The 13,230-nt window shown below is 66.5% G+C and carries 16 protein-coding genes and 1 pseudogene; 8 read left to right on the forward strand and 9 right to left on the reverse strand.

All coding sequences use genetic code 11. The features are described 5' to 3' along the window. Positions 1-178: pseudogene (locus P3H15_RS44920) on the reverse strand (IS701 family transposase); the annotation flags it as partial. A gap of 117 nt (positions 179-295) precedes the next feature. Between P3H15_RS44920 and P3H15_RS44925 the strand changes: the two are divergent. Further along, complete coding sequence (locus P3H15_RS44925) at positions 296-706, forward strand: YjbQ family protein (protein WP_276143219.1); 411 nt, start codon at positions 296-298, stop codon at positions 704-706. Positions 707-731: 25 nt separating this feature from the next. Here the strand turns inward: P3H15_RS44925 and P3H15_RS44930 are convergent, their stop codons facing one another. Next, positions 732-1,367: a TetR family transcriptional regulator gene (locus P3H15_RS44930; protein ID WP_276143220.1), complete on the reverse strand. Its 636-nt coding sequence runs from the start codon at positions 1,365-1,367 to the stop codon at positions 732-734. A 159-nt stretch (positions 1,368-1,526) separates the two neighbouring features. Here P3H15_RS44930 and P3H15_RS44935 point away from each other — a divergent pair, with 159 nt between their 5' ends. Continuing rightward, a complete protein-coding gene (locus P3H15_RS44935) occupies positions 1,527-1,982 on the forward strand; it encodes a CarD family transcriptional regulator (protein WP_346348850.1) in 456 nt (151 codons plus the stop codon). 87 nt (positions 1,983-2,069) lie between these two features. Here the strand turns inward: P3H15_RS44935 and P3H15_RS44940 are convergent, their stop codons facing one another. Beyond that, the gene (locus tag P3H15_RS44940; protein WP_276143222.1) at positions 2,070-2,951 is read right to left on the reverse strand and encodes a glycine-rich protein; all 882 of its coding nucleotides are present in this window, start codon (positions 2,949-2,951) and stop codon (positions 2,070-2,072) included. A 229-nt stretch (positions 2,952-3,180) separates the two neighbouring features. On the opposite strand from P3H15_RS44940, the gene P3H15_RS44945 reads away from it, so the two are divergent. Next, positions 3,181-4,179, forward strand: coding sequence for an MBL fold metallo-hydrolase (locus P3H15_RS44945; RefSeq protein ID WP_276143223.1), 999 nt, complete (start codon positions 3,181-3,183; stop codon positions 4,177-4,179). Positions 4,180-4,218: 39 nt separating this feature from the next. Here the strand turns inward: P3H15_RS44945 and P3H15_RS44950 are convergent, their stop codons facing one another. The 5 genes from P3H15_RS44950 to P3H15_RS44970 form a co-directional block, all read right to left on the reverse strand. Continuing rightward, positions 4,219-5,262: a DNA polymerase IV gene (locus P3H15_RS44950; protein WP_276143224.1), complete on the reverse strand. Its 1,044-nt coding sequence runs from the start codon at positions 5,260-5,262 to the stop codon at positions 4,219-4,221. A 69-nt stretch (positions 5,263-5,331) separates the two neighbouring features. Next, positions 5,332-5,520, reverse strand: a complete 189-nt coding sequence (locus tag P3H15_RS44955; RefSeq protein ID WP_276143225.1) for a hypothetical protein — start codon at positions 5,518-5,520, stop codon at positions 5,332-5,334. Positions 5,521-5,557: 37 nt separating this feature from the next. Next, positions 5,558-6,010, reverse strand: coding sequence for a hypothetical protein (locus tag P3H15_RS44960; protein ID WP_276143226.1), 453 nt, complete (start codon positions 6,008-6,010; stop codon positions 5,558-5,560). 272 nt (positions 6,011-6,282) lie between these two features. Further along, positions 6,283-6,939, reverse strand: a complete 657-nt coding sequence (locus P3H15_RS44965; protein WP_276143227.1) for a response regulator transcription factor — start codon at positions 6,937-6,939, stop codon at positions 6,283-6,285. A 60-nt stretch (positions 6,940-6,999) separates the two neighbouring features. Continuing rightward, positions 7,000-8,220 (reverse strand): sensor histidine kinase, encoded by a 1,221-nt coding sequence (locus P3H15_RS44970; RefSeq protein ID WP_276143228.1) that lies wholly within the window; start codon positions 8,218-8,220, stop codon positions 7,000-7,002. Between the two features lie 202 nt (positions 8,221-8,422). On the opposite strand from P3H15_RS44970, the gene P3H15_RS44975 reads away from it, so the two are divergent. From P3H15_RS44975 to P3H15_RS44990, 4 genes are all read left to right on the forward strand, one after another. Next, positions 8,423-9,040, forward strand: coding sequence for a DUF4352 domain-containing protein (locus P3H15_RS44975; protein WP_276143229.1), 618 nt, complete (start codon positions 8,423-8,425; stop codon positions 9,038-9,040). 225 nt (positions 9,041-9,265) lie between these two features. Then, a complete protein-coding gene (locus P3H15_RS44980; RefSeq protein WP_276143230.1) occupies positions 9,266-9,682 on the forward strand; it encodes a hypothetical protein in 417 nt (138 codons plus the stop codon). A 70-nt stretch (positions 9,683-9,752) separates the two neighbouring features. Then, on the forward strand, positions 9,753-9,884 hold the full coding sequence (locus tag P3H15_RS44985; RefSeq protein ID WP_276143231.1) for a hypothetical protein: 132 nt from the start codon (positions 9,753-9,755) through the stop codon (positions 9,882-9,884). A gap of 180 nt (positions 9,885-10,064) precedes the next feature. Further along, positions 10,065-10,541, forward strand: a complete 477-nt coding sequence (locus P3H15_RS44990) for a hypothetical protein (protein WP_276143232.1) — start codon at positions 10,065-10,067, stop codon at positions 10,539-10,541. Positions 10,542-10,564: 23 nt separating this feature from the next. Here the strand turns inward: P3H15_RS44990 and P3H15_RS44995 are convergent, their stop codons facing one another. Further along, the gene (locus P3H15_RS44995) at positions 10,565-11,962 is read right to left on the reverse strand and encodes a plasmid pRiA4b ORF-3 family protein (protein WP_276143233.1); all 1,398 of its coding nucleotides are present in this window, start codon (positions 11,960-11,962) and stop codon (positions 10,565-10,567) included. A 61-nt stretch (positions 11,963-12,023) separates the two neighbouring features. On the opposite strand from P3H15_RS44995, the gene P3H15_RS45000 reads away from it, so the two are divergent. Further along, the gene (locus P3H15_RS45000; RefSeq protein WP_276143234.1) at positions 12,024-13,193 is read left to right on the forward strand and encodes a serine/threonine-protein kinase; all 1,170 of its coding nucleotides are present in this window, start codon (positions 12,024-12,026) and stop codon (positions 13,191-13,193) included. Positions 13,194-13,230 lie beyond the last annotated feature (37 nt).

A 13,230-nucleotide genomic window follows, 5' to 3' on the forward strand; every position in this document is an offset into this window, starting at 1 on the left:
CGTCCGGGCTCACCTCGCCGGCCCGCTCGGCGAGGGTCCACCCGTTCTTGCGTTCTAGACCTGCAACCAATCCCGTCACATATTCACGGACTCGGGACCGCGGCTCCGACCGGGCGAACCGACCGGAGATCCGCTCATGCAACGCTTCTAACTCGGAAGCAACCAGATCGAGGACCACACAATCAGTATCGCGTACCTGTCAAGCAAGTGCCGTTGCAGTACTAGCGACCGGTGGCTGACCCCGCCGCATACGTCCCGCTCGAATATCACGCACCCGCGGGCTACCGTCGGGACTATGTTCAGTACCGAGATCGAGGTTCGCACCGGCGCTGAGCCGGTGGTATACGACCTGACCCGTGAGATCGAGAAGTTCCTCGCGTCGGCCGGCGCCGGCGATGGGCTGCTGCATGCCTGGGTGCCGCACGCCACGGCGGGACTCGTCGTCATCGAAACCGGCGCCGGGAGCGACGACGACCTGCTGCGCGCGATCGACGACGTGCTTCCGCGCGACGACCGGTGGCGCCACCGCCACGGCAGCCACGGCCACGGCCGCGACCACGTGCTGCCGGCGTTCCTGCCGCCCTACGCGTCCGTGCCCGTCTTCGACGGCGCGCTCGCGACGGGCACCTGGCAGTCCGTCTGCCTCGTCGACACCAATGTCGACAACCCGGTGCGACGCGTCAGGTTCAGCTTCCTCGCCGGCTGAGTCAGCACCGGCGGAACGCGTGCGATCACGCGCGTGCGAGTTCCCTTGCAGAGGAATAGATCTCGGGGAGGCTCGCGGTCTCATCACTGGAGGACCGATCCACCCACGTTTCCAGCGCCGCCCGGAGCACGGCGACCGACACGTCGACCGCCAGGCGAATCTGTAGGTCGGAGCAGTCGAATCGCTTCGCCACCACGTCGATCAGGGCCGCCGTCCGCGGCACACTCTCGCGCGCCAGCACAGCACGCAGCGCCGGTTCCTTCTTGATGAGCCTGTTCACCCGCAGCAATCGCCGGCAGGGTGTCGACGAGCTGTCCGCGTACGTCACCAATGCGTCCGCGAAGGACGTCTCCAACGCGAGCCTCGGAGAGAGGGCCAAGTCGAGTTGGTCGAGCCGTGATGCCACGACCGCCTCGAACGCCCAGTGGTCCCGGAGCGCGGCCTCCTCCTTCGTGGCGAAGTATCGAAAGAACGTGCGCTGAGACACGCCCGCTGCTTGCGCGATCTCCCCGACGGTTGTGGCCTCGACACCCTTGCGCTCGAACAGTGTGAGGGAAGTCTCACTGATCTCCACGTTCGTCTGCTCACGTCGCCGCTCCCGCAACCCCAACGGGCCGCCTGGCAGGTCAGACGGCACGGGGAACACTTCAGATCTGGTCATCAACGGCCTTCGCTATCGGGAGGAGACCCCACGGGGCTGATCGTTCACATCCGGACATCCGTTGTCAACATGGCAGCGTGTGTCACAATGTATGCGAAGGGTAGGTAATCAATGAATCTCAATATCGGTGATATTTTCCTGTACCCCCACCATGGGTCCGTGACAGTCACAAAGCTCACAACCCGGATGTTCAAGGATCTACCCACTGATTACGTGCAGTTCGAAGTCGCCCAGACCGGGCTGTCCATCGAGATCCCGGTCGCGAAGGCCGAAGCGCTCGGCGTGCGGAACGCGATCAACAACGACGAAGTCGATCGGGTCTTCGACATTCTGCGCGGACCGACAGTCGACGATCCGTCCAACTGGTCTCGTCGGTACAAGGCCAATCAGGAAAAGCTGACCGTGGGCGGAATCTTCACGGTGAGTGAAGTCATTCGCGATCTGATGACCCGCGCGCAGGAGAAGCCCCTGTCGGCCGGCGAGAAGCGGCAGCTCGAACACGCAATGGAGCTCGTCATCTCGGAGCTCGTCCTCGCCATGAAATCCGACCCCGACGATATTCGGCGCCTCATCGAAGAGATCTACGAATCCAGCACAACCGCAGCGGCTGTCTGACAACACAACGGCAGCGGCCCGGACTTTCGTCCGGGCCGCTGCCGTTTGTCGTTGGCTATACCGCGGATTCCGACACTCGGGTCGAGATCAGCTGCTGCCGAACAGATTTCCGAGCGAGCCGGTTCCCGAGCCCTGGCCGTAGGTGATGATGACGGAGGGTGCCGCGTCCGCCGCAGCGGCGGCGAAGGTCCCGCCCGGCGCGTACGACGAGCCACCGCCCCCACCGCCACCGCCGTAGTTGTCTGCGCCGCCACCACCGCCGAACCAGCCGCCGCCACCGCCGCCGCTCGCACCTGCTGCAGCGCCACCGATTCCGGCTTCACCCGGCGAACCGTGCGGGTCACTGCCCCCGTTGCCTCCGACGCCACCAGAGGCGCCGGTCGCACCGCCACCGCCCCCTCCGCCGCCGCCGGCTTGGCCGTCGGGGCCGGTCGGGGTCAGGTTCCCTGCGCCACCGATGTAGGTGTCGCCCGCACCGCCGCCGCCAGCGGCGACGATCTGGCGATCCGCCAGCTCACCCGAGCCGGTGCGAACGTCGGACGCGCCGCCTCCGCCGCCTGCACCGGCACCACCGGCTCCGCCGCCGTTGTATCCGGCCTGTCCGGTGCCGTCACCGCCGTTCCCGCCGACCTGGATGTACAGCGCGTCACCTGCGGCGACCGTCAACCGGCCGGTCGCGACAGCCGCGGCACCGCCGAGGATCTGACCACCGTTTCCACCACGTCCGCCCGTCGCCGTCACCGCCAAGCTGGTAATGCCCTCGGGGACCGTGAACGACTGCGCACCGCCGGTAGAGGTGAATGTGCAGGTCACCTGGGTTCCGACGCCTTGCACACAGCCGGCAGGCAGCGCGGCCGGCGCGGCAACCGCCAGACTGGGAGCGAGCAGCCCCGAGGCGCCGACTACGGCGAGTCCACACATTCCGGTCGTGTACCACCGGCGGCGTGATCGAACGAGATTTGCGGTCAAAGCAGTCTCCTGTCGCAACGCGAGCATGTGAAAGCTGGTCCGAGTGGAGCATTCCACAGCATCCGGCTTCCAGTGGGTATTACGGTCTCCGGGTCGGCTTTCGCACAAAAGCACCAGGTCACGGGCATGCCGTACCGCTAATCGGGACCCGCGGTATCGCAATCCGCGTCGAAAGGTCACTATGAAGGTAAGTAGAACTAATTTGTTCCTCTAGGCAACGAGGTATGCAATGAGCGACGCAGCGCCCATCGGTGACGGGATCTTCCAGATTCCGGTGCCGATCACCGACAACCCCCTCGGACACACCCTGGTGTATGCGATGGAATCGCCCGACGGGCTGATCCTCGTCGACGCCGGCTGGGACGACGACAACGCGTGGAACGGCCTCACCGCCGGACTCGACGCCATCGGGCACTCGGTCAAGGACGTGGAGGGCGTCGTCCTCACCCACTTCCACCCCGACCACACGGGTCTCTGCGGTCGGGTTCGGGAGGCGTCCGGTGCGTGGATTGCGATGCACGAATCCGACCACGAGATGTTCGCACACATGTCGACGAGCCACGATCCGGAGTGGCTGGAGTACCAGAAGGCCAACATGACGCGCGCCGGCGCGGCCCCGGCGGACCTGGAGGCATTCGAGAAGTCCGCGGCGGGGAAGCCGCCGACGGGTCCCGATTCGGCTCCCGACCGCGTCCTGGTCGACGACGAACTCATCGCGCTCACCGGTCGCGGCCTGCGCGCCGTCTACACCCCGGGCCACACCCCCGGCCACATCTGCTTCTACCTGGAAGGCGCCGACGTGATGTTCACCGGCGACCACGTCTTGCAGAAGACGACGCCGCACGTCGGCAACTTCGTCTACCCGCTCGAGGAACGCGACGCCCTCGCCGAGTTCATGGACTCGCTGCGCCGCGTCCAGACCATGAACATCACCCGGGGGCTCGGCGCGCACGGCATCCCCATCGACGACGTCGCGGGCCGCGCCGGCGAACTCATCGAGCACCACGAAGAGCGACTCGACCACCTGTACAAGGCTTTCGGCGACGACCAGATCACCGTGTGGCAGGTCGCCGAGCGGATGAAGTGGTACAAGCCGTGGGCCGACATCTCCCCCATGGGCAAGGGTATGGCGCTGTCCGAGGCTGCGGCTCACCTTCGGCACCTCGTCGCCCGCGACCTCGTCGCCCAAGTTCCCGACAGCGAACCAGCCGTCTTCGCCCGCCGCTGACACGTGAGCGGCAAAGCGTCCTCGGGCACGCTTTGCCACTCACGTGGGTGGGGTCATCTCCAACCGCACTCCGAGGAGTCGGACTTCCCGCTCGTGGTCGAGCCGGTCGACCAATGCTGCTGCCGCGTCGGCGATCACGTCCGAATCGAATGTCGGCTCGGGTAGGGGCTTGCTCGTCGTGTGGGTGTCGAATGGGGCGTAGCGCACCTTCAACGCCACTCGCACCGCCTTGCGGTTCTCCGCGAGGATGTCTTCCCGGACCCGGCCGGCGAGACGTCGGATCTCCTCGGTGACAGCCTCCCGGCCGACGAGGTTCTGCTGAAACGTCGTCTCCCGGCTGTGCGACCGAGCCACCCACGGTTCCGCCGACACCGGGGAGAGATCGATTCCGCGACCGATCCTGGCGTACCACGGACCCATTGTCGGACCGAGAGTCGCAGCCAACTCCTGATCCGAGGCGTCGGCCAGTTCCCGCACGGTGTTGATACCGAGCGCGGCAAGCTTTTTCGAGGTCTTCTTGCCGATCCCCCACAGCGCATCGGTGGGGCGCTCCCCCATGACGGCGAACCAGTTCGCCTCGGTGAGCCGGTAGATGCCCTGCGGTTTGCCGAAGTCCGTCGCGATCTTGGCCCGTAACTTGTTGTCGCCGATGCCGACTGAACAGTGCAGCCCCGTTGCTTCGAGGACGGCGTCGTGGATGGTTCGGGCGAACGCCTCCGGATCATCGGTCTCGACACCGAGAAACGCTTCGTCCCAGCCCATCACCTCGACGACGACGTCCAGCTTCCGCAGGGTGTCCATCACGACGCCCGACACCTCCATGTACGCGTCGGCATCGACGGGCAGGAACACCGCGTCGGGAATCTTCCGTGCCGCGATCCGCATCGGCATCCCGGAACCGACACCGAATTCCCGCGCCTCGTAGGACGCCGTCGACACCACCGCGCGTTCGGTGGGATCCCCACGACCACCCACGACGACCGGACGTCCCCGCAGCTCGGGGTGCCGCAGCACCTCGACCGCGGCGATGAACTGGTCGAGATCGACATGCAGCACCCACCGGCGACGCGGCGGAGTACTCATGGGACCAGTGTGCCCGACCCATCCGTCCGAGAACCCCGGAATCTGCGGAGTTCCCGGACGGGGCCGCAGTCACCGTTCGTTGCGTTCCCACTGGTCGTCGGCATAATCACCGAGGTCGCGGCGGTTCAGCCTGCGAGACTTGCCGAGCTTGCGGAGCGTCGGGATGGTCTCGCGGGCCGCGACACCGATGCCGCGGCGCTTGCGCGGAGAGCAGAGCGCGCAACCGCGGTAAGTACGTGAAGGGTGGTGGGTAGGCATGCCGCCTCCGATGGTGACTCCGCGCGAAGCGAAGATTTCAGAATACATCGGTGCCGTCGGCAGGCGGTAGCAATTCGTCGGGGAAGCGATAGGAGCAGCCGAGTTCACTGGTGGAGCGGGTGCCCCAATTGTCCCTGAACCAGGCCACGCAGGTGTTCGCGATCAGGTTGACGTCGCGGCTGAACAGATAGCCGTCCGTACAGTCTTCGAAATGGCCGTCGAACTGCCAGATGTCGAGTGGCAGCTTCTCGGTGGAATAGTCGGCAAGCAGCAGGTGTCCGAGTTCGACGCGTGATCGACGAAGCATCAACACACCGTCGGCCAGAACTTGAATCTGCGCGCAGACGACCTCTGCGTCGTCGTCCTCACTGACGTAACTGTTCGGGCCGATCTCGACGATGAGCGCGACCGGTTGATCGACCAGCGAACCCGTCAACCACTCGACCATTCCCGCCCACGAAACCTCGGGCAACTCGGTGGAATCGACCATCGCCATCACCTTCCCTTGCTCGCGACCGAACCGGGGATCCTGGGCAGCCTCCCCGTGCGTCGTATCAAAGCAGAAGGTTGCGACACATGTGGCGCGAAATCGCCCGACTCCGATTCGTGTCGTCCATGCGAATGACGTGTATGCGCTATACATTCGCGGTCGTCCACGAGTGTGTATTGTGGTCGGCGAGCGTAGGACCTTTTGGTAGGGGAAATTGCTCGCACCCTCACTTCGTTCGCGGACGGAGTGAGGGTTCTCGCGTCTCAGGGCCCTCAGGTGACGAGACCTGCACGGAATGCGGTCAGCGCCGCTTCGACTCGGTTACGCGTGCCCAGCTTGGTGAAGACTGCCGAAATGTGGGTCTTGACGGTCGTTTCGCTGAGGAAGAGCTGACCAGCGATGTCGGCATTCGACGCGCCGGATGCGAGAGACTTCAGGACGTCACGTTCCCTGGCACTGAGCGCGGCAAGGACCGACGGATCGGGACCTGCGGCGGGCGGCCGGTTGGCCGCGACGATCCGTCGCAGCGACTCCTCACTGAACAGTGTGTTGCCGGCCGCGACGGCGCGCACGGACTGGTGGAACGTCTCCGGCGGTTCGTCCTTGCTGAGGAAGCTGTGGGCTCCGGCCGAAACGGCCTGAAGCACGAGGTCGTCGACGTCCATCGCCGTCATCGCAATCACCCGGGGTGGATGTTGCAGGGTCATCAGGTGACGGGTGGCATCGAGCCCGCCGACCCGGCGCATCTTCAGGTCCATCAGCACTACGTGCGGTCGATACGCTTGGACCGCGGCCGGCACCCGGTCCCCGTCGTCGACATCGGCGACGACGGCGATATCCGTGCTGGCAGCGAAGATGTCGGAGACACCTCGCCGGACGAAGGGATCGTCGTCAGCGATCAGAACGGTGATGGCGTTGGTTCCGGTCATGGTGGCCACAGGGTATTACCCCCGACCGACAGGTTCGCCTCACGGTCTCGGCAATCCGGCTCAGGCGAACCACGGGAGCCAGCAGTCGACGACGAACTCCTCACCGAGCCTGCCGGCCTCGAGCTTTCCGCCGATGTCGCGGGCCTGCTCGGCGAGTCCGCGGAGACCGGCGCGCGAACCGGCCGGGACTGTCGGGGGCTGGAAACTGAGACCGTTGCGGACGTCGATGCGGATGCCGCTCTCGCTGGCGCCGCTGATCGAGATGCGAATCGTTTGATCGCTCGCGTACTTCTGGGCGTTGGTGAGCGATTCCTGCACGACCCGGTAGGTGACGTGTCCGGACACGGTGCCGACGTCGCCGGGCCGCAGGTCTGCGTAATAGGTGGCGTGCAGGCCGGCCGCGCGGGCGGACTGGACCAGGTCGGCGACACCGTCGATGCCCTGGTGACCGCTCGCTCGACTCGCCCCGCCGGACCCCCGCAGCACGCCGACGATGTTCTTGAGTTCGTCGAGCGCCTCGTGCGCGGTGCTGCGTATCATCGACGCGGTGTTCGCGATCTTCTCCGGATTGCCCGCACCGCCGACCTGCAAGGCGCCGGCGAACAGGGAGATTCGGCTCAGGCTCGCGGCGAGCGTGTCGTGCATATCCCTCGCGATGCGAGTGCGTTCCTCTGTGCGAATCATTTCGTCCCGCATCGCATGTGTCTGCTCCGTCGCGCGGTCCCGGCTGCGCTCGGCCTGAGCGAGTTCGGTGCGGGTGTGCTTCAGCAGCGCGATCGAGACCACAATCGCCACCAACGTCGCCGCAACGAGCCAGGGAATCCACAGCGCGATATCCCAGTCCGGCTTCGGCCCACCGACCTCCGGTCGCGTCGAGCCCATCGTCAGAACCGAGTTGTCGCGGGTGCGGAACGCGTCGTAGGTGAGCGAGACGCCACACGCCAGGAATACGGCTGTCGCTGCCGCGACCAGCTGCTGCCCCCGCTCCGTCCGGGCGAGTGCGTAGAGCGAGATCAACGCGGCAGTGGCGTCGGTCGAGAAGAACAGCGGACCCACAACGGCGACGCCCAGAACAAGCCACGGCCGTTCGTGCCGCCACACCAACGCGACCGCGGCACCCAGATTCAGCACCAGCCCGATCGCGATGTTCCACACCGCGACGGTCCCCGAATCGCCGGACAAACCCACCGTCATCAGCGAACAGAACACGCTGAGCGTCACCGCGCCGGTAGTCCAGACGCGGCGCCGGATGGTTTCAGCGGATGTTGCAGTCACGGCCATGAGGTTACGCAGCGGTCCGACACGTTCGCGATCGGCCGAAAGTAGGGGCCCGAACAGACTTCCGACCGAAGGTAGGAATCGATCCGGCTCTTCGGACGATCCGCGAATGCCTCACCTTCAGGTGAACTATCCATTGAGCGCGATCGCAGCCACAGCCCGCGGCCCGCACCTCACCCGCATGACCCACTCACAGGAGGATCCGATGACGAACCCCGGTCAGCCCTACCCGAACCAGCCCTACCCTGCCCCGCAGCCGCCGAAGAAGAAGCGTCGCATCTGGCCGTGGATCGTCGTCGGCGTTCCGGTCCTGCTCTTCGGCGCATGCTCGATCGCCATCGCATCGAGCACTGGCAGCGACGAGGGCACCACCGTCACAGCAGGTTCCGGCGCCGGGGACGCCACAGCCGACAGCGGACCCGCTTTCCCCGGCAAGCTCGACGAAGACACTTCCGCGGCCGGCGGCGACACGATCACCCGCGACGGGCTCGCCTACACCGTGGCCGCGCTCGAACCGGCGAGCAGCGTGATCGGCGAGTACCTGTGCAGCACCGTGACCATCAAGAACGTCGGCGACAAGCAGAACGACTTCAACGGATACGTCGATTGGAGTCTTCAGGACGCCGGCGGCGCCATTCGTGACGCGACGTTCGCGCCGGACCGCGAACTGTTGAATTCGGGGAAGATTGCGCCCGGCGGTCAGGCCACCGGCAGCGTGTGCTTCGACGCCCGTCAGGGCTCCGGCCCCGGAACCTACGTCGTGCTCTTCGAGGACACCTTCTCACTGTCCACCGACCGTCTGGCCTGGATCAACACTCTTTAGATCCCGCATCGGCAAACGTCTGGGACGGGGTGCGATACCGCTGTTCGTGCCCCGTCTCCATATTTCATTCCCTGACAAGTCAATACGCCATCCAAATGACAATGGGGAAACGGGAACTGCGCCCGATACCCCCTGCCGGGCGCACCTGTCGGACGGGCCTGATACTTTCCGTTTCAACGAACCGACCGCGGGTTCGCAACTCTTGAGCAAAGGCTGATCATCTACATGTTCCGCAAGGTTTCACTCACCGCTGCACTCACTCTCGCAATCGCCGGCCTCGGATCCGGGATCGCGAATGCGGCACCCGCTACCTCGTTCGGCGCCGGCGATTACATCGTTGGCGTCGACATCGCCCCGGGCACCTATGTTGGCAGCGGCACCGTCGACGACATCATGGGCTGCTATTGGGAGCGCCTGTCGGGCACCAGCGGTGAGTATGAAGACATCATTGCGATGGACTACACCCACTCACCGAAGGTGATCGTCACCATCAAGCCAACCGACGTGGTCTTCTCGTCGACGGACTGCGGAACCTGGACGCCCGCGCCCGCCGCCCGACCCCAGGCCCGGCCGGCACCCGCAGCACCGGCACCGGCACCGGCACCGGCACCGGCACCGGCACCGTCGATCTTCGGTTCCTGACCACAACCAACAGATCACCCCACTTGCGTCCGCAGTGGGGGCGCTCCCGAACGAACAGAGGCAGATCACTGTGACCGAACCCCTCTACCTCGACCCGGTCGCTGCGCCGGTTCCCGGAGAAGCGCCCCCGGAAAAGCGACTTCGGCGCTGGCCTTGGATCTTCGGTGTCGTCGTCGCCCTTGCGGCCGGTGTGGGAACCTGATTGCCAACGACGTTCCCAGCTGTCCATCCGTCGTCACGATCTCGTCGTCGGACGCAGCATTCAAGAGTCAAGACTGCGGGACGTGGACGAAGACCGGTTAGCCACGCAGCGGACCAGAACCTCAGCCCGCTAGAACATGACCGCGCACAAGACCGGTCGACACACCACAAGGGAGATTTAGTGAAGAGCAAGTTCGTCGGGGCGATGCTGTGTGCGTCGTCGGCGGTCGCGATAGCGGTGTCCGGCGCCGGCGTGGCCAACGCCGGCACGTACCTGGGTGGCGACGGCACGTACCGAGTCGGTTACGGCCCGCAAGACCTACAACCCGGCCTGTGGTCGTCGTCGGGTGGCAGCAGCTGTTACTGGTCGCGCACCGCATCCGACAGTTCGATTCTGGAGAATTCCTTCGGCGAGGGTTCACAAACCATCGAGATCAAGCCGGGCGACGCGAAATTCACCACGCACCGGTGCGGAGGCTGGCGTCGAGCGGACCCTGTTCCCAACCCGATTCCCGGGCTTCCGCCCATCGAAGCCGTCGACTACCGCAACATGACGACCCTCGGACTCGGCGCGGGTATCGGTTCGGCGGCTGTGGGGTCCGCTGCGATGCCGTCCATTCTCGGCGTGCTGCTGATGGCAGGGTCGTCGGGCAGTTAGCCCGGACAGAACGACCAGCCCACCTACATCGTCAGCACCATCTGCGCGAAGAGGCGGCCCCACACCGGGTCCATCGGCTGGTCGCGCTGGACCCAGCCCTCGACCATTGCGCCGGTGAGTTCGAGGAACGAGATCGTGGGACGGCCCATCCAGAACACTTCTTCCCGGCCGACGACCGTGCCGTCGCTCGTCTGCCAGCCGAGGGCGGCGAGTCCTTCGGCGATCACGTCCCGGCGTTCGTCCGACGTGGTGCCGGCGGCGAGGGTGAGGAGCACGAGGTATCCGGCCTCCCGCTCGATGGGCTCGTTCGCCAGTGGTAGCCGGTCGAGTAGGTGTGCCCACAGCCGGCCCGCGTCGCTCGCCGTCGCGGAGCCGAGATTGGTCCGAATCAGTTTGCCCTTGTACTTGCGCACCAGCCCGAAGGCCTTGGCGTATTCCCGGAGCAGATGGACCGGCCGCTGATCCGACTCGCGGTTGCTGGTGGCGGGCCAGTCGTCGAAGCCCGGTAGTTCCTGCCGCATCTCCGCCACCACGGCCGGTGGCAGGTAGCCCGCCTGGGTCAGGGTGATGCCGTCGGGACCGATGCGGTTCAGGAACCACCGCAGGTGGAACGTCGCCGCTTCCTGCGCCTCACGGATGTCACCCAGCCGGTCGGTGAGGTGGGCGTTCTCCAGAAGCGAAAAGACTTGCGGGGCAGCCTGATGGGGGATCCGGCGCAGCAGTGCGGCGAACTTCGAATCCGACACCGGCGGGTGGTCACGAATGACGGCTTCGAGCCGCAAGCCACGGTTCACGGTGTCGACGCCGAACGATTCGGGGGCGAAGCCCGGCCCGACCCACGCCCCGGCGTCGTGATGACCGGGGTGCGACGGCGTCGCGAGGACCTTCAGCAGGTCGTCGTATCCGCCCGGTCCGCCGCAATCCTCGGGCGGGCACGCACGGGCGCCTGCGAGGCAGGTGACGGTCGGCTCCGAGGCGTCGGCGTCGATCCGTTCGAGCACGATCGTGTGCTCCCAGCCGTCACCGAAATCGTACAGATAGGACAGCTGCTCCCCCGGTTCGGCGAGCACCTGATCGAGCCGCACCGCGTCCTCGCACAACTCGTCTTCCTCGTCGGCGAAACCCTCGTCGATGCTCTCGCGCATGTCGTAGCGCTCCGACGCGGGCGGCTCACCGCCGACCCACGAATGCAGGTGGCTGTCCTGCCAGCCCATGATCGTCTGCACGATCGGATGCAACTCGTGCAGTCGCAGGTTCGACGGCACCACGAACTGGCGCCAGATCGGCGGCGACACCTCATCGAGTTCGATACGCAGGTGGTAGCCCGCGACGCGGCGGCGGCCCCGCCGTTCGGACGGCCGGACGATCACCGGCACGTCAGGAACGACGGACAGGTGTCGGCGTTTACCCGAAGCGGTCATGGCGTCATGGTAGGCGGGAGGCAGAAGTGTCCGGCACAAGTGGTGACGATAGCGTGAACGCATGTCTGTGTCCGCAGTTCTCGCAGGTCGATACCAGCTGCGGGGAGTGCTGGGCCGAGGCGGGATGGCCGACGTCCACGACGGATGGGACCTGCGCCTCGAGCGCCCGGTCGCGATCAAGGTGCTGCGCCCCGAACTCGCGTCCGTCCCCGACACCCGCCGGCGGTTCGAGGCCGAGGCCCGGCTGGCCGCGACGTTGAACCACCCGAACGTGGTCGCGGTGCACGACTGCGGCGAGGACGCGGGAGTGGCCTACATCGTGATGGAACGCCTGCCCGGGCGAACCCTCGCCGACGAGATCGCCGCCGGACCCGTACCCGACGCGCGGGTGCGGTCGATCCTCGCCGACGTGCTCGCCGCGGTCGGAGCCGCGCACGGTGCCGGGATCCTGCACCGCGACATCAAACCGGGAAATGTGCTGTTCACCGCGTCGGGCACGGTGAAGGTCGTCGACTTCGGCATCGCGAAGAGCGCGGCATCCGACCACACGGCGACGGGACAGGTGCTCGGCACCGTGGCCTATCTCAGCCCGGACCGCATCCTGGGCACACCCGCCACGACCGCCGACGATCTCTACGCGGTCGGCGTCGTCGGCTACGAGGCCCTCGCCGGGCACCGGCCGTTCGCCGGCGACAACATCCTGTCGCTCGCCCGGGCCATCACCGACGGGGCCGCCCGACCCCTCCACGTGGTGCGTCCGGACGCCGACCCGAACCTCGTGCACACGATCGAACGGGCGATGTCCCGCGATCCGCGGCAGCGGCACGGCGACGCCCAATCGATGCGGGCCGCCGTTCTCGGAGCGCCCGTCGCACACCCGCCGCCGACGAGGGCATTCACGCCCACCACATCCGTTCACCCGCCGGCACCCGAGCGTCGGCGACCCGGGAGGACCGGCGTGATCATCGCCGCCGTCGCCGCTCTGCTGGTGGCGGCCGCCGTGGCGGCACTGGCCATCGCGTCGCAGAATCAGAACGGCACCGTCGGTCCCAGCCCGAGCACCACCGCCGTCGCCCCGCCCCCGGCGCCGGTGTCTCCCCCGAGCGGCACCGTCGACGTCAAACCCGTCGCACCGGCCCCGCCGGCCGACGCCCCGAAGACCGGTCCGGGAAACAACAACGGCAACAACGGGAACGGCAAGACCAAGGACAAAGACAAAGACGGCAACTGACCTGATCGGGGTCCCGCGGTCGGGTCGGGCGCGCGCC

Origin of the sequence: Rhodococcus sp. T2V (genome assembly GCF_029269925.1) — a bacterium.
GTDB lineage: Bacteria > Actinomycetota > Actinomycetes > Mycobacteriales > Mycobacteriaceae > Rhodococcus_F > Rhodococcus_F koreensis.

What these genes read in the sequence shown, in the direction of transcription:
- P3H15_RS44925 (WP_276143219.1), top strand. Translation starts at nt 296, where the DNA reads ATGTTCAGTACCGAGATCGAGGTTCGCACCGGCGCTGAGCCGGTGGTA.
- P3H15_RS44930 (WP_276143220.1), bottom strand. Translation starts at nt 1,367, where the DNA reads ATGACCAGATCTGAAGTGTTCCCCGTGCCGTCTGACCTGCCAGGCGGC.
- P3H15_RS44945 (WP_276143223.1), top strand. Translation starts at nt 3,181, where the DNA reads ATGAGCGACGCAGCGCCCATCGGTGACGGGATCTTCCAGATTCCGGTG.
- P3H15_RS44950 (WP_276143224.1), bottom strand. Translation starts at nt 5,262, where the DNA reads ATGAGTACTCCGCCGCGTCGCCGGTGGGTGCTGCATGTCGATCTCGAC.
- P3H15_RS44955 (WP_276143225.1), bottom strand. Translation starts at nt 5,520, where the DNA reads ATGCCTACCCACCACCCTTCACGTACTTACCGCGGTTGCGCGCTCTGC.
- P3H15_RS44960 (WP_276143226.1), bottom strand. Translation starts at nt 6,010, where the DNA reads ATGGTCGATTCCACCGAGTTGCCCGAGGTTTCGTGGGCGGGAATGGTC.
- P3H15_RS44965 (WP_276143227.1), bottom strand. Translation starts at nt 6,939, where the DNA reads ATGACCGGAACCAACGCCATCACCGTTCTGATCGCTGACGACGATCCC.
- P3H15_RS44970 (WP_276143228.1), bottom strand. Translation starts at nt 8,220, where the DNA reads ATGGCCGTGACTGCAACATCCGCTGAAACCATCCGGCGCCGCGTCTGG.
- P3H15_RS44975 (WP_276143229.1), top strand. Translation starts at nt 8,423, where the DNA reads ATGACGAACCCCGGTCAGCCCTACCCGAACCAGCCCTACCCTGCCCCG.
- P3H15_RS44980 (WP_276143230.1), top strand. Translation starts at nt 9,266, where the DNA reads ATGTTCCGCAAGGTTTCACTCACCGCTGCACTCACTCTCGCAATCGCC.
- P3H15_RS44995 (WP_276143233.1), bottom strand. Translation starts at nt 11,962, where the DNA reads ATGACCGCTTCGGGTAAACGCCGACACCTGTCCGTCGTTCCTGACGTG.
- P3H15_RS45000 (WP_276143234.1), top strand. Translation starts at nt 12,024, where the DNA reads ATGTCTGTGTCCGCAGTTCTCGCAGGTCGATACCAGCTGCGGGGAGTG.